Source organism: Pseudomonas sp. 3-2 (assembly GCF_019710535.1).
Lineage (GTDB): Bacteria > Pseudomonadota > Gammaproteobacteria > Pseudomonadales > Pseudomonadaceae > Aquipseudomonas > Aquipseudomonas pharyngis.
Window position 1 is genome coordinate 2566508 of the sequence record NZ_CP081200.1, and the last position, 15043, is coordinate 2581550.

The following is a 15043-nucleotide window of genomic DNA, read 5'->3' on the forward strand; positions in this document are numbered from 1 at the left end:
AATCGGTCGTTTTAGTTGTTATATCGGTCCGTCGTTTACAGCATCAGCAGTGGTTACAACATTGTTTACAGCAGTGGTGCCAGATAATTCGCCCAGCGAGAAACCGCTTCCGGGCTGCGCAGAAGGTCGTTGCGCACTTCGATCAACACCGAATCGAGGCCCCGGGCATCGCCATGCACTGGCACGGTCATGTCGCCCAGCGGGTCGATCCTGTACGGCTGGTTGCCGGCGACTTTCAGCGGATGTCGCTCCAGACCGTCGAGCATCCGCTGGGCATAGGCCCGGGCCTGACCGAACAGCACGCCGACTTCCAGCTCCCGCGGCTGGCCGTAATACACCGGGGTGAAACTGTGAATCCCTACCACCCGCACCGGTCGACCTTCGGCCAGACGTGCATCGATCAGTTGTTGCAGGCGCGTGTGAAACGGCTTGAACAGGCACTGGCGACGGTATTCGCGGGTGGCCTCGTCGAGCTCACGGTTGCCCGGCACCTGGTAGATCTCGCTCTGCGCCGGGATGCTGTCGGGCGCATGCCGGGGGCGATTGAGGTCGATCAGCAGGCGCGAATAGTTGGCGCTCAACAGCGTGGCCCCCAATTGCTCCGACAGTTGCTCGGCCAGCGCCAGGGCGCCGATGTCCCAGGCAATGTGTTCGCGCGCCGCCGTATCAGCCAGGCCCAGATTGTTCAGGGCCTCGGGGATGTAGCGGCTGGCGTGTTCGCACACCAGAATCAGCGGGTGCGTCGAATCTTCACGGCTCAGGTTGTAGACCGGTCGGGTGTACAACCCAAGCTCAACGGATTCAGTACAGGCGTGCATAGTGCTCACAAAGATCAGCGGGCGAGAGCTGTTCCGTCAGCGCCAGTTCCTCGGTTTTAAGGGCGAAAAAAGTATCGAGCAACGCGCTTGGCAGCGCTTCGACCAGCGCTTCACTGCGACGCAGGCAATCCAGTGCCTGGGCCAGGGAGGCGGGCAGGGCTACGATGCCCCGGGCCTTGCGTTGTTCGTCGTTGAGTGAATCGGGGATTTCATCGGTGATCGCGTTCAGCGCCAGACGCTGCTCGATGCCCAGGCGTCCGGCGATCAGCAGCGCAGCCATTGCCAGATGCGGTGAGGCGGTGGCGTCCATGGCGCGGAATTCCAGGTTGTATTGCTTCGCCACAGGTTTGTCGCCCAGGCTCACGGTCGGGCAGATGCGCAGCGCCGCTTCGCGATTCTGCTGGCCGAGGCAGGCGTAGGACGCGCTCCAGTGGTGCGGCTGCAAGCGTTCATAGGACACCGGCGTCGGTGCAGTGAACGCGCACAGTGCCGGCAAGTAATGCAGCACGCCCGCCGCCCAGTGCTGGCCGAGGGTCGACAGACCATTGCTGGTGCCGGCGTCGTAAAGCATTGGCTGACCGGCCAGATCGAGCAGACTTACATGCAGGTGAACGCCGTTGCACACCGCGTCGGCCGCGGTCTTCGGCGCAAAGCTCAGATCCAGACCCATCTGCCGGGCGATTTCGCGGGTGATCTCGCGCACGTTCACCGCGCGATCAGCTGCCGCCACGCCGAGGGTCGGGCGGCAGGTGATTTCGTATTGGTGCTTGCCGTATTCGGGCAGGAACATTTCCGGCTCGACGCCACCGGCGCGCAACGCGCTGAGCAGCCAGCCGCCGAATTCGGCGCCCTGGCGCTGGGCTTCGAGCGAGAACGCCAGATGCTCGGCAAACCCGGCGTGCAGGTTGAATTCGTGCTCGAACGCGGCGTTGATCTGCAGGCCAAGCTCATCGCGGTAGCGCTCGACCTCGTTGCGCAGCAGGGTGCGCGGGCACGCCGCCCATGGCCGGCCATCAGTCTCGCGGATGTCGCCGTGGATGAAATCCAGCGCCGGCGCTGCGGCGTCCGGGCCGTTGCCGACGGTGACGCGGCTGGTCAGATCGGGAATCAGCCGCAGATCGCCATAAGCGCCCCACGGACTGGTCGAGGCAATGATGTCCTGCGGCGTCAACGCGCTGTTGGCCGGCACCCAGCCACAACCGGCGGCCTGATAGTGCTCCAGCTCATCGGTGGGAAACGAGCGGCCACGGGTGACGCCGATCAGGTCGGTGGTGACGATGGTGGTCATCGGCAACGGCGACAGGCGTTCGCTCATGGCTGCATCTCCTGCAACCGGCCGAGCACGGTGTCGGTGTCGGTGATCCAGCAGTAGCCCTTGATCGCGTTCAGGCAGGCGTCGTGGCGTGCTTCGGTGTAGGTCGCGCAGGCGTCCGCCACCAGAGTGACGAGGTAGCCACGGTCGGCGGCATCGCGCACGGCCATGTCCACGCACTGGTCGGTGACGATGCCGGCGATGATCAGGTGACGGGTTTCCAGATTGCGCAGCACGTAGTCGATGTTGGTCGAGTTGAAGACGCCGGACGAGGTCTTGGGCAGCACGATTTCGTTTTCTGCCGGGGTCAGTTCAGCGATGACCTGTGCCTGCGGGCTGCCCTTGGGCAGGTGCATGTCCGACAGTTTGTGGTCCAGCGAGCGGTCGCGGCCGTCGGCGGTCAGGCTTTCGATCAGGGTGTGCAGCACGTTCTGCCGAGCGTCGCGGAAGGCCTTGAGCAGGCGGACTTGATTGGGCACCACTTGCGAGCGCGTGCGGTTGAGGAAGTACGCGGCGTCCGGGCCTTCGAGGTGCGGGTCGAACTGTGGCTCGAGCCAGGCACGCTGCATGTCGACCAGCAACAGGGCGGAGTGGTCGGTGACAAACGGCAGGTCCCGTGGCGAGCGATGGGGAAGGCTGAACATCCTTATTTATCCTCCAGCAAGTGGGTGTCGAAGTCGTTGCGCAGGGCATCGATGCCTTCCAGGCGATCGGCCAGGTCCGGGCAGCGCAAGGTCAGGCAAGCGATCAGTGCTTCAACCTGAGCCAGCGCCGGGACCATGGTGTCGAACGGCGAGGCCGACTCCACCGGGGCGCTGATGATCATGTCGGCCAGTTCGCGCAGCGGCGAGGCATAGATGTCGGTGAACAGCACGACGCGAGCATTGTTGTTTTTCGCGGCGCTGGCCACGCGCAAGGCCTGGGTCTGGTAACGGCGATAGTCGAACACCAGCACCACGTCCTGACGTTGCAGGTCGAACAGACGATCCGGCAGTTGCGCGTTGTCTTCCAGCGCAAAGCAGCCGGGGCGCAGCAGGCGCAAGTGATTGAGCAGGTAAGTTGCCATCAGGCTGCTGAAGCGCCCGCCGAAGCAGTAGACCTGATGCCGGGTGTCGAGCAGCCAGTCGGCGAGGATCCGCACGTCTTCCGGCTGGGTCAGGGCCTGGGTTTCGGCCAATAAATTGTGGCTGTGAGCCAGATAGTGACTCCAGGCGTCGTCCTTGTTCTGATGCGAGCGCGGCTGCAACAGGGTACGCGGCGAGCGCAGGCGGTGGTCCATGTCGCTGAGCAGGGCGTCCTGGAATTCGGCATAACCGCCGAAACCGAGCTTTTTTACCAGCCGCACGATGGTCGGATCGCTGACTCCGGCATGTTCGGCCAGGCGCGCCATCGGGCCAAGCCCGTTGCGTGGATACTGATCGAGCAAGGCGCGAACGACTTTGCGCTCCGACGGCGTCAGGTCAAGGCCGGGGTCGGTGATCAGGTCTCTTAAAGGGGGCATCCGGGCTCCTGCTGGATGGGGTGTTGAATTCGCTTCATAATCCGTTAAAACAGTATTTATGTAACTGACGCTACATGTCTAGCGAATTTTTCGCCGTTTAAACCAAGCCCCAAAATGGGGCGGAAAGCCCGTAACGCAAGGGTTACACGGATGTCGATCAGTCTTGTAGTCCATTGCCCATAGTGGTGTCAGACATTGCCGCTTTCACGCGCTCGGATCACCCAATCGACTTGCCCGGAGCATCCCGGTTTACGGCACAATTGCCGCTCCATCAGCGATTACGTCGATGACCGTCCTGTCTTCCAGCCGAGTGACTTCCCGTGCAGACCACCCGTTTGACATTGATCTGCCATGCCAGAACCGTCGCACAAAAATTGGCGTGTTTTCCTACGAACGAACCTGTTGAAGAAACCGCGCTGGCGTCCTGCTCGCTGGCTTCGCGTTTCGACACGGAACTCCGTCTGATTTGCGGCCCTGAATTGCGTACCTGCCAGACGGCGGCGTGGTTTGGCCATGAAGCGCAAATCGATCAGGCTTTGCGTGATTGCGACTGGGGACGGTGGCAAGGTCAGTCGATCAAGGACTTGCAACGCAACGAACCCGAGGCCTTGCAAGCCTGGCTCGAAGATCCGCACGCCGCCCCCCATGGCGGTGAGTCGGTGGCGCAACTGCGCGAGCGAGTGGCGGCGTGGCTGTTTTCACTGCAAGCCACCCCGGGGCACGTGGTGGCGGTTACCCATCCGTTCGTGATTCGTGCTGCATTGATGCAGGTCGTGCAGGGCGAGGCGTTTCACAGCCTCGATGTCGAGCCGCTGGCGGTGGTCGATCTGCGGTTTACCGGGCGCTGGCGGCTACGCTTGTCCGGCATGAATCTGGAAGGAGCAGAGTAATGAAGCGATTGCTGGTGATCGGCATCGGTGCCGGCAACCCGGACTACATCACGATGCAGGCGGTGAAGGCGCTGAATCGGGTGGACGTGTTTTTCCTGATGGACAAGGGCCAGAGCAAGGACAAGCTGATCGACCTGCGGCGAGAAATCTGCGAACGCTACATCACCGATCGTACGTACCGTTTCGCCGAAGCCCACAGCCCGGAGCGCGAGCGCGGCGATGTGGACTACAACGTCAGCGTCGATGATCTGAACCGCGCCAAGCAACAAACCTTCGAGCGGCTGATCAATGACGAATTGTCTGAGGGGCAGTGCGGCGGTTTTCTGGTGTGGGGCGATCCTGCGTTGTACGACAGCACGATTCGCATCCTGCAGGCGATCCTGGCCACGGGGCAATGTGAGTTTGAATTCGACGTCATTCCCGGCATTACCAGCGTTCAGGCCTTGGCGGCACAACACAAGGTGCCGTTGAACACCATCGGCCGCTCGATTGAAATCACCACCGGCCGACGCCTGGCGGCGGGGCAGGTGAGTGACACGGACAGCCTGGTGGTGATGCTTGATGCTGAAGATTCCTACCACCAAGTGGCAGATCAGGAGACCGAGATTTACTGGGGGGCCTACCTCGGCACGCCGGACGAAATCCTCATCCATGGCAAGCTCAACGACGTTGCCGATGAGATCGAGCGGGTGCGCAAGGCTGCCCGGGCCGAGCATGGCTGGATCATGGACACTTATCTGTTGCGCAAGCCTTGATCTCTCGACCAAAGCGTTCGCGATACACCGACGGCGGCACCCCGACCACGCTGCGAAACGCCACACGAAAGCTTTCCACCGAGCGATAACCGCAGCGCAAGGCGATCTGCTCGGTGTTCTGCGGCGTGCTTTCCAGCAATTCCCGGGCTCGGGCCAGACGTTCGTGTTGCAACCAGGCCTTGGGTGACTGGCCGCTGGCTTCGCTGAATTTGCGCAGAAAGGTGCGCTCGCTCATCGCCGCTTCGCTGGCCAGATCGCGCACTTCCAGCGGTTCGTGCAGGCGCTCGCGGGCCCACTGCATCACACGCGACAGATCGCTGCGCGGGGTCGGGCTGACCGGCGTCGGAATGAATTGCGCCTGACCGCCGGTGCGTTGCGGCGACATCACCAGCCGTCGCGCCACCGAGTTGGCGATCTGGGTGCCAAAGTCTCGCGCCACCAGATGCAGGCAGGCGTCGATCCCGGCTGCGCTGCCGGCCGAGGTAATCAATTGGCCGGAATCGACGTAAAGCACATCCGGGTCGACATCGATGGCCGGAAAGCGCTCGGCCAGCTCCGAGGTGTAGCGCCAGTGGGTGGTGGCGCCGTGCCCGTCGAGCAGGCCGCTGGCCGCCAGAACAAACACCCCGGAGCAGATCGACAGCAATCGGGCGCCGCGTGAATGGGCATCACGCAATGCTTCAAGCAAGGCTTCCGGCACCGGCGCATTTCGGTCGCGCCAGCCGGGAATAATGATGGTGCGCGCCTGCGCCAACAACTCCAGCCCACCGTCGGCGAGCACCTGAATCCCGCCCATGGCGCGCATCGGGCCTTGATCGACGGCGGCGATGCAGTGCTCGTACCACGGGAAATCGAACTCCGGCCGGGCCAGGCCGAAGATCTCCACGGCGATGCCGAACTCGAAGGTGCAGAGGCCGTCGTAGGCCAGGATCGCGACCAATCCAGGTGAATCAGGCATTTGGCGGAAAATTCCCGGTGAGTGTCTTGTGCGCCACTGTAGCGGCCAGCGGCGGCTCGATAAAGTCCGTTCATCCCCACAGACAAAGGAGTGATTCAACATGCCCAGCCTGGTTCGCGAAATTCCTGCCGCCCCTTCGGCCATTGCCCTGATGCATTTCAGCAACCGTCTGACCTTCGAAACCGATTGTTCCGACGTCTTCAGCAGCCAGGAAGCCGGCGAAGTCGACTTTGTGCTGGTGGACGTGCGCGGGCCGCTGGCCTTCGAGCGTGGGCATGTGCCGGGAGCGATCAATATTCCGGGGCGTTTGCTTACAGCGGAAGGGCTGGCGGACTACTCGAAAAACACACTGTTCGTGGTTTATTGCGCCGGCCCTCACTGCAATGGCGCCAACAAGGCCGCGGTGAAGCTGGCGGCGTTGGGTTATCCGGTCAAGGAGATGATCGGTGGAGTGACCGGGTGGCTGGATGAAGGCTTTCAGTTGAGTGTCGCGACACCGCGCGTCACCGCCGCACCGATCGCTTGCGATTGCTGATAGCCGGAGGGTTGCCGCTTCGGCGGCAGCTTTTGTCGGCTTTGTCCTACAACCCTTTGCACCGCTCTGGCGCACACTTTTCCCATGTGATGGCACTCGCCGATTTTCTGTAAGTATTTGTCGCTTAAAAACAATTTGCCCCGTGCGCGCCGCCATAGACTGCCGGCCACGTCGGTTTCTTTGTGCTGCACAGCCCAAGGCCGAACCTGACAATCGAAAGCTGCCAATAAAAGCCTCCGCACACGGGAGTAATAAATGAAAAAGCTGGTTATGTTCGGTGCCCTGGCACTGTCGATGTTGTCCCTGACCGCCGTGGCCGAAGACGCCAAGCCGATCCGTATCGGTATCGAAGCCGGTTACCCGCCATTCTCGATGAAAACCCCTGACGGCAAACTGGCCGGTTTCGACGTGGACATCGGCGACGCGCTGTGTGAGCAGATGAAAGTCAAATGCACCTGGGTCGAGCAAGAGTTCGACGGCCTGATCCCGGCGCTGAAAGTGAAGAAGATCGACGCGATCCTGTCCTCGATGACCATCACTGACGACCGCAAGAAAAACGTCGATTTCACCATCAAGTACTACCACACCCCGGCGCGCTTCGTGATGAAGGCCGGCTCGGGCGTGAAAGACCCGCTGGTCGAGCTCAAAGGCAAGAAAGTCGGCGTGCTGCGTGCCAGTACCCACGACCGTTACGCCACCGAAGTGCTGGTGCCGGCCGGGATCGAGCTGGTGCGTTACGGCTCGCAGCAGGAAGCCAACCTGGACATGGTGTCCGGTCGTATCGACGCAATGCTGGCCGACTCGGTCAACCTGAGCGACGGTTTCCTGAAAACCGACGCCGGCAAAGGCTTCGAATTCGTCGGCCCGACCTACGAAGACGCCAAGTACTTCGGCGGCGGCGCCGGTATCGCAGTGCGTAAGGGCGATACCGCGCTGGCGGAGAAATTCAACGCCGCCATCAACGAAATCCGCGCCAACGGCAAGTACAAGCAAGTGCAGGACAAGTACTTCGACTTTGACGTATACGGCCATTAATACGCAGTAAGAAGAAAGTGGCCCCGTTTGCGCGGTGGCCACTTTTTTTTCGCCCGTGATTTATCCTGTCAGCACATTTTCATTGCGGTCATTGCCCCGGCAGCGACCACAGAATTTCCGGAGTTTCCCATGCAACGCATCGATCATCTTCTGCCCTGGAGCCACCTGGGCAGCGAACGTTCCCTGAGCGTGTTCCGTTACGGCGCCGGCCCGCGCAAGGTTTACATCCAGGCCAGCCTGCACGCCGATGAACTACCGGGCATGCGCACCGCATGGGAACTGAAAAAACGCCTGGCCGAGCTGGAGAGCAACGGCCAGTTGCAAGGTATGATCGAACTGGTGCCGGTGGCCAACCCGATCGGTCTCGATCAGCACCTGCAAGGCAGCCACATGGGGCGTTTCGAGCTGGGCAGCGGCAAGAACTTCAACCGCTCCTTCGTTGAACTCAGTGCGCCGGTGGCCGAGCGGATCGGCGATCAGTTGGGCAGCGATGCCGAAGCCAACATCACGCTGATCCGCCAGACCATGGGTCAGGTACTCGACGAACTGCCGGCCCCGGCATCGCAACTGGAAGCGCTGCACCGACTGTTGCTGCGCCACGCCTGCGACGCCGACATCACCCTCGACCTGCATTGCGATTTCGACGCGGCGATTCATATTTACGCCTTGCCGCAACACTGGCCGCAGTGGCAATCCCTGGCCGCTCGACTGAAAGCTGGCGTGGCGCTGTTGTGTGAAGATTCCGGTGGCAACTCGTTCGATGAGTCCTGCTCCACACCGTGGCTGCGCCTCGCACGGATGTTCCCGGGCGCGGCGATTCCACCGGCGAACCTCGCCACCACCCTGGAACTGGGCAGTATGGGCGACACCCGCGTCGATCAGGCTCAGGCCAATTGCGAGGCGATCCTCGGCTTCTTGGCCGAGCAGGGCTTCATCAGCGGCGAATGGCCGAAAGCGCCGGAAGAATGCTGCGAAGGCATGCCGTTCGAAGGCACCGAATACCTGTTCGCCCCGCACCACGGCGTGGTGAGTTTCCTGCGCGATGCCGGTGAGTGGGTCGAGCGCGGCGATGCGCTGTTTGAAGTGGTCGATCCGCTGAACGACCGCGTGACCACCGTGCGCGCCGGCACCAGCGGCTTGTTGTTCGCCATCGATCGCGGGCGCTACACCCAGCCGGGCATCTGGCAGGCGAAAGTGGCGGGGCGCGAGCCGATTCGGGTGGGCAAGCTGAGCAACGACTGATATCCCGTCCTCCCGATCACAGTGTTAGGCTCTGCCCCGAACCCTGCACTGTGTGAAGGAAGGCTTATGTTGAAGGTGTTTGCGCTGTTGACGCTGCTGGCGTCCACGGCCGTCCAGGCTCAGACCTCGCTGCAAAACGATCTGCCGCTCAACTACCTGGCCCAGGTGCACCCGGACGCCGAACAGCGTCCGCTGGTGATTTTCCTGCATGGCTATGGCAGCAACGAAGCAGACTTGATCGGTATGAAATTTCAACTGCCCCAGCAGTACAACTACCTGTCGGTGCAGGCACCGATGGCGTTGGGAGAAGGGCGTTTCCAGTGGTTTCGCAAGAAAGGCGAAGGCGCCTACAACGGCGAGACCGATGATCTGAAGGCCAGCAGCCAGAAACTGCGGGCCTTTATCGCCGCAGCGGCGCAGAAATATCACGCGCAACCGGAGAAGGTGTACCTGATCGGTTTCAGTCAGGGCGCGATGATGACTTACGAGGTCGGGTTGCGTCAGCCTGCGGCGGTGGGTGGCATTGCAGCGTTGAGCGGGCGGGTATTGCCGGTGCTCAAGAGCGAGCTGAAGTCAGAGCAACAGCATCCGCCGCTGGACATCTTCATCGGCCACGGCACGGCGGATGACCGGGTGCCGTACAGCGGTGGCACCGAAGCCGATGCGTTGTTGCAGAAGCTGTCGTACAAACCGCAATTTCATGCCTATCCCGGCGTCGGCCACAGCATCAGCGCGGCCGAGCTTCGGGATTTGAACGACTGGTTGCAGCAACTCAACCCGTGAAGATCATTTTTCCTTGAGGATGGTTTTCACCAGCGCTTCGTGACCGCTCTTGTCGCTGGCCCGGGAAATCACCTGGACCAGCGCCATGCGCGTGCCGGAACCGGCCAGCAACGTGGTGTTGAGGGTCTGGCCGCCGCCCTGGGTGGCGGTGCTGTCGACTTGGCGCAGGCCCAAGCCGTTGCCTTTCTGGGTCAGGCTCTTTTCGCTGAGCTTGTTGAAGTCCGGCAGGGCCTTGCGCTGGGCGTCGATGAAGTCGGACACCGTACCGTCGAGGAACGCACTGTCGTTGTCCTTGACGTTGTTGCCTTCGGGAATCTGGTTTTCGGCGGTGATGACCACGGTCTTTGTCGTTTGGTTGGTGTACATCGTGCCCTTGGCACCGGTCGGGCCGGCGGGCAGCGGGTCGGCGACAAAGCCCTTGGGAAGGACAAAACTGAATTTGCCGTCGAGCATCGAGACCTTCTCGGTGACAGCCTTCTCTTTGGCCTTGGCCGCTTGAGCATTGATGGCGCCGAAACCGGCCACCGCCGCCAACAACAGGACGGCGGCTTTCTTGCAAAGCAATGACATTCGAATCTCCGAGGGATGGGTCGCGCTTGGGCGGCGATCATCCCATGGAGGGTGCCTGGCACTCCAGCGCGGTTTGTCCGGTCGGGTTCAGTTCGGCGATGGCGCCGGCGCCGGTTTGGCCAACAGCTGCCGAGTGACGCCGAGCATCGCCACCGAAACGGCCACCGCCACCACGAAACCGCCGAAGCCCAGGTTCGGAACGGTCAGCGCCAACACCAGACAAAACGCCGAAAACGAATACATCCCCGTCGCCGTCGCGCGTAACAACGCGGCGGTAAACGCTGGGCCACGGGTCTGTTGGGAAAACACCGCCATCACGCTGCCGAGCACCGGAAACACGGCGAGCAAACCGCTCCAGCGTTCGCCGACGGTGCTGGCCAGCATGGTTACCACCAGCGTCAGCGCCGCGCCGGCAATCATCCGCCAGACCAGTTTGTCCGATTTCGGCGCCGGACCCCTGACCACCGGTTGCACCTTGGGAAACAGGTACGGCGCGGAAAGTAGGGCGGTCGCAGCAGCGGCGACCGAGAAGGGTAACGACGCCGGAGTCAGCGACAGAATCAGCGCCAGCACGGCCCAGACCGATAAAGAAACTATCAATGCCAGCGGCCAGGTCGCCCGCTGCGCCACCTGCGCATAAGTGACACAAAACGCGATCATCGCAAACATGGCCGACAGCGCCGCGACCGCCGATTGCGCGGCAAACGCCGGCCCTTGCTCGATGGCGAGGAAAAACAGAATCGGCCCGACCACCACCGGCAATCCCGACAGCCACCCGGCGACGCTGGGGCCCCAGCGCTTGCCCGCGAGGGAAATCAGCAGCAGGAAACCGGGAATCAGCAGCAGTTTGAGGATCAGCACGCAGGTGTCTCCGTCGGGTCAATGAGGGCCACGTTAGCATTGTCATTAGCGGATTGCTGCATATGCATGCAATAAATGTATACAAAATCATGGGTGTGATTGCCGACTATGCTCTGGGTATCAGGGTTTACCGGAGTCGATGCCGCGATGAGCAGTACACCGAAGGTGTTGCGTGGATGCTGCGGGATAGGCTTGTGGGCGTTGTTGCTGACCCCCACCTGGGCCAGTTGGCAAGACGTGGTGCCCGGTGCGCAAATCATTGGCACCGGCGATTTCAGCATTTTCGGTTTCGACGTTTACAACGCCCGGTTGTGGAGCGCCGCGCGTCCATTGGCCGATGGTCAGCCCTTCGCCCTGGAGCTGATCTACCGGCGCAGCGTGTCCCGCGAAGATTTGGTCAAGGCCAGCGTCGACGAGATCAAACGCCTGGCAGGCGCCTCCATCAGTCCTGCGCAACTGGCGGTGTGGCAGGCCCAGATGCAGCAATCGTTCGTCGACGTGCAGGCCGGCACGCGGATCACCGGGGTGTATCTGCCGGGGCAGGGCGCGCGGTTCTTTGTTGGCCAACAGTTGCAGCACGAAATCAACGACCCGTTGTTCGCCCAGGCTTTTTTCAACATCTGGCTGGATCCACGCACACGCAATCCCGAACTGCGCCGGCAATTGCTGGGTCCTGCCCAACCTTGAACGCAGCACATCGGCGCTTGGGCCTGCCGACTGAAACGTCTAAGCTGCGCCTTTCGACTTGTTTCTGGATGTGTTTGTGAAGTTCAGCTTGCCCAAAATCGCCACGGCGCCGTTCTGCCCGCCGGAAGTGGCCGGAAGTGTCCCGGTCGATCCCAACGCCTCGTTCTTCAAACGCGTGCTGCGCTTTGCCGGCCCCGGTTTGCTGGTGTCGATCGGCTACATGGATCCCGGTAACTGGGCCACCGCCATCGAGGCCGGTTCGCGTTTCGGTTACAGCTTGCTGTTCGTGGTGTTGCTGGCGAGTCTGGCGGGCATGGTTGTGCAATGCCTGTGCTCGCGGCTGGGCATCGCCACCGGGCGTGATCTGGCGCAGCTTTCCCGCGAACGCTACAGCACTCCGACGGCGCGGCTGCAATGGGTGCTGGCGGAAATCTCGATCATCGCCACTGACCTTGCGGAAGTACTCGGCTGTGCGCTGGCATTTCACCTGTTGCTCGGCTGTTCGCTGACGTTCGGCATCGCCCTGACCGCATTCGATACGCTGCTGGTACTGGCCCTGCAAAACCGTGGTTTCCGCCGGCTGGAAGCGATCATGCTTGTGCTGGTGGGCACTATCGGCGCGTGTTTTTTCGTCGAGCTGTTGTTGATCAAACCGTACTGGCCGGACGTCGCCCAAGGCTTCAAACCGTCGCTGTCGGCGATCAGCGATGCCGCGCCGTTGTACCTGGCCATCGGCATCCTTGGCGCCACGGTGATGCCGCACAACCTGTACCTGCACACCTCGATCGTGCAGACGCGGCTGATCGGCAAGGATCTGGCCAGCAAACAGGACGCGGTAAAACTGGCGCGTATCGACACCATCGGTTCGCTGGCGCTGGCGTTGTTGGTCAACGCGGCGATCCTGATTCTCGCGGCGGCCGCCTTTCATCAGTCCGGACACACCGACGTGGTCGACATCCAGGACGCCTATCACTTGCTCGATCCGCTGGTGGGCGGCGCGCTGGCCAGTGTGCTGTTCGGCGTGGCGCTGCTGGCTTCGGGGCAGAGTTCGACCTTCACCGGCACCATCGCCGGGCAAGTGATCATGGAAGGCTATCTGAACCTGCGTATCCCTTGCTGGCAGCGACGTCTGATCACCCGTGGGCTGGCGCTGATCCCGGCGTTCATCGGCGTGTGGCTGATGGGCGACGGCGCGGTGGGCAAGCTGCTGGTGTTGAGCCAGGTGGTGCTGAGCCTGCAATTGCCGTTTGCGCTGTATCCGCTGATTCGCATGACCAACGACAAACGGCTGATGGGGCCGTTTGTGAATCGGTTGCCAACCAAGGTTCTCGCGTGGGGATTGTTTGTGGTGATCAGCGGCGCGAATGCGTGGCTGATTCTGCAGATGGCGGCCTAGCGGCCAAACGCCTCGACTACAAAATCAATGAACACCCGGGTCTTGGCCGGCAGCAAGGTACGGCTCGGGTAGTACAGCGAAATCGCGCCGGCATCGCATTGCCAGTCGGGCAACAGCCGCACCAGTTCACCGCGTTCGATCTGCGCGCTGACATCGGGCAGCACCAGCATCGTCACGCCCAAGCCCAGCAGCGCAGCCTTGCGCATGGCCATCGGATCATTCAGCACGATGTTCGGGTTGAGCAGGGCACTGGCCTGTTCGCCGGCCTGGTTGTGCATCTGCCATTGGCGCAGGCGCCCGGTGCGCAGGCCGCGCATGACGATGCCGTGGTGATCGGCGAGATCGGCCGGATGCCGCGGCAGTGTGCGGCCCGCCAGATACGCCGGCGACGCCACCGCCAGCACTTCGGCGGACGACAATGGCCGGGCGACCACGCCGGGCGTCAGTTCGAAGCCGCCACCAATCGCCACGTCGTAGCCCTCGGCGATCAAGTCCACTTGGCGGTTCTCGAAATGCCATTCCGGGCGGATCAGTGGATAGCGCGTCAGAAATTCCGGTAGCAGCGGCAGCATGTGATCGATGCCGAACGTCGGCGGCAGGCTGATCTTGAGCACACCCGCCGGCTCGCCGCGCTCGGTCGCTACCGTTGCAATCGCTGCCTGCAAGGCGTCGAGGTTGCCGCCGATGCTCGCCAGAAAACCTTCACCGGCCTCAGTCAGCGACAGCTTGCGGGTCGAGCGCTGAAACAGCCGCACGCCGAGGTTGCGCTCAAGGATCGCCACGTTGCGACTGACCGCCGCCGGAGTCAGCGCCAGCAACCGCGCAGCAGCAGAGAAGCTGCCGGTCTCGGCGCTGCGGACGAAGGATTCGAGATTGGCGAGGGTTTCCATGGATTTCGACCTGATAGTGATACTTGAAGATCATTCAAGGCATTACCGGCTAATCAAGTGGGAATGGCAAGCGCAAGATTCGTTTCGAGTCTTACCCCACTTTGAGGAGAACACCATGAGCACTATCGGAATCATCGGCGCTGGCGCCATCGGTTCAGCGTTTGCCAAAGCCTTGTCGCGTCAGGGCATCCCGTTGGTCATCGCCAACAGTCGCGGGCCGGAGACCCTGGCTGAACTGGTCGCAGAACTCGGCCCGACTGCCCGTGCCGTTAGTCGTGAAGAAGCGGCGGCCCAAGACATTGTGCTGGTCGCGGTGAACTGGTCGAAACTGCCGACGGCACTGGCCGGGCTGCCGGACTTCGGCGGGCGGATCGTCATCGACGCCAACAACTCGATTGAAGCGCCATCGTTCAAACCGGTGGACTTGCAGGGTCGACCTTCCAGCGAAGTGTTCGCCGAATGGGTGCCGGGTGCGCGGGTGGTGAAGGCGTTCAACCACTTGCTGGCGCGTTTGCTGGAAGCGGATCCAACATCGGAGGGTGGCAAGCGCGTGCTGTTTCTATCAGGGGATGATGCGCAGGCCAAGGCGGAAGTGGGTGCGCTGATCGATCAGCTCGGCTTCTTCGGTATCGATCTGGGCGAATTGAGCGTGGGTGCACGACTGGTGCAGTTCCCGGGCGGGCCGTTGCCGGTGCTGAATCTGGTGAAGTTCGCCTGACGGCCGGGCAAAAAAATACCCGGTGCGACGTGAGTCGTACCGGGTTTGTTGCCAACGGGCCATGGATGTCGTGGATCCACTGCCCGCTGTTG

17 protein-coding genes are annotated in these 15043 nt (G+C 62.0%); 9 read left to right on the forward strand and 8 right to left on the reverse strand.

Annotated elements, in window-relative coordinates; genetic code table 11:
• Window positions 1-65: 65 nt before the first annotated feature.
• From K3819_RS11660 to K3819_RS11675, 4 genes are read right to left on the reverse strand one after another with little or no spacing between them, the layout of a single operon-like run.
• Window positions 66-818 carry an N-formylglutamate amidohydrolase gene (locus K3819_RS11660; protein WP_064595283.1) on the reverse strand — a complete coding sequence of 251 codons (753 nt, stop codon included), beginning with the start codon at window positions 816-818 and terminating at the stop codon, window positions 66-68.
• Window positions 802-2133, reverse strand: a complete 1332-nt coding sequence (locus K3819_RS11665; RefSeq protein ID WP_085613525.1) for a glutamine synthetase — start codon at window positions 2131-2133, stop codon at window positions 802-804. Before K3819_RS11665 ends, K3819_RS11660 begins: the two co-directional genes overlap by 17 nt.
• A complete protein-coding gene (locus K3819_RS11670) occupies window positions 2130-2774 on the reverse strand; it encodes an isochorismatase family cysteine hydrolase (RefSeq protein ID WP_221399346.1) in 645 nt (214 codons plus the stop codon). The genes K3819_RS11665 and K3819_RS11670 overlap by 4 nt, the downstream gene beginning before the upstream one ends.
• Before the next feature lie 2 nt (window positions 2775-2776).
• Entirely contained in the window at window positions 2777-3631 is an 855-nt protein-coding gene (locus K3819_RS11675; RefSeq protein WP_007956246.1) for a MurR/RpiR family transcriptional regulator, read from the reverse strand.
• Between the two features lie 320 nt (window positions 3632-3951).
• On the opposite strand from K3819_RS11675, the gene K3819_RS11680 reads away from it, so the two are divergent.
• On the forward strand, window positions 3952-4521 hold the full coding sequence (locus K3819_RS11680) for a histidine phosphatase family protein (RefSeq protein ID WP_221399347.1): 570 nt from the start codon (window positions 3952-3954) through the stop codon (window positions 4519-4521).
• On the forward strand, window positions 4521-5276 hold the full coding sequence (gene cobF, locus K3819_RS11685) for a precorrin-6A synthase (deacetylating) (protein ID WP_221399348.1): 756 nt from the start codon (window positions 4521-4523) through the stop codon (window positions 5274-5276). The genes K3819_RS11680 and cobF overlap by 1 nt, the downstream gene beginning before the upstream one ends.
• Here the strand turns inward: cobF and ftrA are convergent.
• A complete protein-coding gene (gene ftrA / locus K3819_RS11690; RefSeq protein ID WP_221399349.1) occupies window positions 5245-6234 on the reverse strand; it encodes a transcriptional regulator FtrA in 990 nt (329 codons plus the stop codon). The genes cobF and ftrA overlap by 32 nt on opposite strands.
• Window positions 6235-6334: 100 nt before the next feature.
• Between ftrA and K3819_RS11695 the strand changes: the two genes are divergently transcribed.
• From K3819_RS11695 to K3819_RS11710, 4 genes are all read left to right on the forward strand, one after another.
• Window positions 6335-6769 carry a rhodanese-like domain-containing protein gene (locus tag K3819_RS11695; RefSeq protein ID WP_085613531.1) on the forward strand — a complete coding sequence of 145 codons (435 nt, stop codon included), beginning with the start codon at window positions 6335-6337 and terminating at the stop codon, window positions 6767-6769.
• Window positions 6770-7024: 255 nt separating this feature from the next.
• On the forward strand, window positions 7025-7804 hold the full coding sequence (locus K3819_RS11700) for an ABC transporter substrate-binding protein (protein WP_085613532.1): 780 nt from the start codon (window positions 7025-7027) through the stop codon (window positions 7802-7804).
• A 129-nt stretch (window positions 7805-7933) separates the two neighbouring features.
• Window positions 7934-9046: a succinylglutamate desuccinylase/aspartoacylase family protein gene (locus K3819_RS11705; RefSeq protein WP_221399350.1), complete on the forward strand. Its 1113-nt coding sequence runs from the start codon at window positions 7934-7936 to the stop codon at window positions 9044-9046.
• Between the two features lie 66 nt (window positions 9047-9112).
• Window positions 9113-9829, forward strand: a complete 717-nt coding sequence (locus K3819_RS11710; protein ID WP_221399351.1) for an alpha/beta hydrolase — start codon at window positions 9113-9115, stop codon at window positions 9827-9829.
• Between the two features lie 3 nt (window positions 9830-9832).
• On the opposite strand, the gene K3819_RS11715 is transcribed toward K3819_RS11710, so the two are convergent.
• Window positions 9833-10399 (reverse strand): hypothetical protein, encoded by a 567-nt coding sequence (locus K3819_RS11715; RefSeq protein ID WP_221399352.1) that lies wholly within the window; start codon window positions 10397-10399, stop codon window positions 9833-9835.
• 87 nt (window positions 10400-10486) lie between these two features.
• Window positions 10487-11260 carry a hypothetical protein gene (locus K3819_RS11720; protein WP_221399353.1) on the reverse strand — a complete coding sequence of 258 codons (774 nt, stop codon included), beginning with the start codon at window positions 11258-11260 and terminating at the stop codon, window positions 10487-10489.
• Window positions 11261-11407: 147 nt separating this feature from the next.
• On the opposite strand from K3819_RS11720, the gene K3819_RS11725 reads away from it, so the two are divergent.
• Window positions 11408-11947, forward strand: a complete 540-nt coding sequence (locus K3819_RS11725) for a chalcone isomerase family protein (protein ID WP_221399354.1) — start codon at window positions 11408-11410, stop codon at window positions 11945-11947.
• A gap of 76 nt (window positions 11948-12023) precedes the next feature.
• Entirely contained in the window at window positions 12024-13343 is a 1320-nt protein-coding gene (locus K3819_RS11730; RefSeq protein WP_221399355.1) for an Nramp family divalent metal transporter, read from the forward strand.
• Here K3819_RS11730 and K3819_RS11735 read toward each other — a convergent pair.
• Window positions 13340-14233, reverse strand: a complete 894-nt coding sequence (locus K3819_RS11735) for a LysR family transcriptional regulator (protein WP_221399356.1) — start codon at window positions 14231-14233, stop codon at window positions 13340-13342. The genes K3819_RS11730 and K3819_RS11735 overlap by 4 nt on opposite strands.
• A 115-nt stretch (window positions 14234-14348) precedes the next feature.
• Between K3819_RS11735 and K3819_RS11740 the strand changes: the two genes are divergently transcribed.
• Window positions 14349-14951 carry an NADPH-dependent F420 reductase gene (locus tag K3819_RS11740; RefSeq protein WP_221399357.1) on the forward strand — a complete coding sequence of 201 codons (603 nt, stop codon included), beginning with the start codon at window positions 14349-14351 and terminating at the stop codon, window positions 14949-14951.
• The last annotated feature ends 92 nt before the right edge of the window (window positions 14952-15043 follow it).

Excerpts from the sequence above, each read along its gene's own strand:
- K3819_RS11700 (WP_085613532.1), top strand. The coding sequence starts at position 7,025 with ATGAAAAAGCTGGTTATGTTCGGTGCCCTGGCACTGTCGATGTTGTCC.
- K3819_RS11710 (WP_221399351.1), top strand. The coding sequence starts at position 9,113 with ATGTTGAAGGTGTTTGCGCTGTTGACGCTGCTGGCGTCCACGGCCGTC.
- K3819_RS11715 (WP_221399352.1), bottom strand. The coding sequence starts at position 10,399 with ATGTCATTGCTTTGCAAGAAAGCCGCCGTCCTGTTGTTGGCGGCGGTG.
- K3819_RS11740 (WP_221399357.1), top strand. The coding sequence starts at position 14,349 with ATGAGCACTATCGGAATCATCGGCGCTGGCGCCATCGGTTCAGCGTTT.
- K3819_RS11705 (WP_221399350.1), top strand. The coding sequence starts at position 7,934 with ATGCAACGCATCGATCATCTTCTGCCCTGGAGCCACCTGGGCAGCGAA.
- K3819_RS11735 (WP_221399356.1), bottom strand. The coding sequence starts at position 14,233 with ATGGAAACCCTCGCCAATCTCGAATCCTTCGTCCGCAGCGCCGAGACC.
- K3819_RS11725 (WP_221399354.1), top strand. The coding sequence starts at position 11,408 with ATGAGCAGTACACCGAAGGTGTTGCGTGGATGCTGCGGGATAGGCTTG.
- K3819_RS11695 (WP_085613531.1), top strand. The coding sequence starts at position 6,335 with ATGCCCAGCCTGGTTCGCGAAATTCCTGCCGCCCCTTCGGCCATTGCC.
- K3819_RS11665 (WP_085613525.1), bottom strand. The coding sequence starts at position 2,133 with ATGAGCGAACGCCTGTCGCCGTTGCCGATGACCACCATCGTCACCACC.
- K3819_RS11660 (WP_064595283.1), bottom strand. The coding sequence starts at position 818 with ATGCACGCCTGTACTGAATCCGTTGAGCTTGGGTTGTACACCCGACCG.
- cobF (WP_221399348.1), top strand. The coding sequence starts at position 4,521 with ATGAAGCGATTGCTGGTGATCGGCATCGGTGCCGGCAACCCGGACTAC.
- K3819_RS11670 (WP_221399346.1), bottom strand. The coding sequence starts at position 2,774 with ATGTTCAGCCTTCCCCATCGCTCGCCACGGGACCTGCCGTTTGTCACC.
- ftrA (WP_221399349.1), bottom strand. The coding sequence starts at position 6,234 with ATGCCTGATTCACCTGGATTGGTCGCGATCCTGGCCTACGACGGCCTC.
- K3819_RS11675 (WP_007956246.1), bottom strand. The coding sequence starts at position 3,631 with ATGCCCCCTTTAAGAGACCTGATCACCGACCCCGGCCTTGACCTGACG.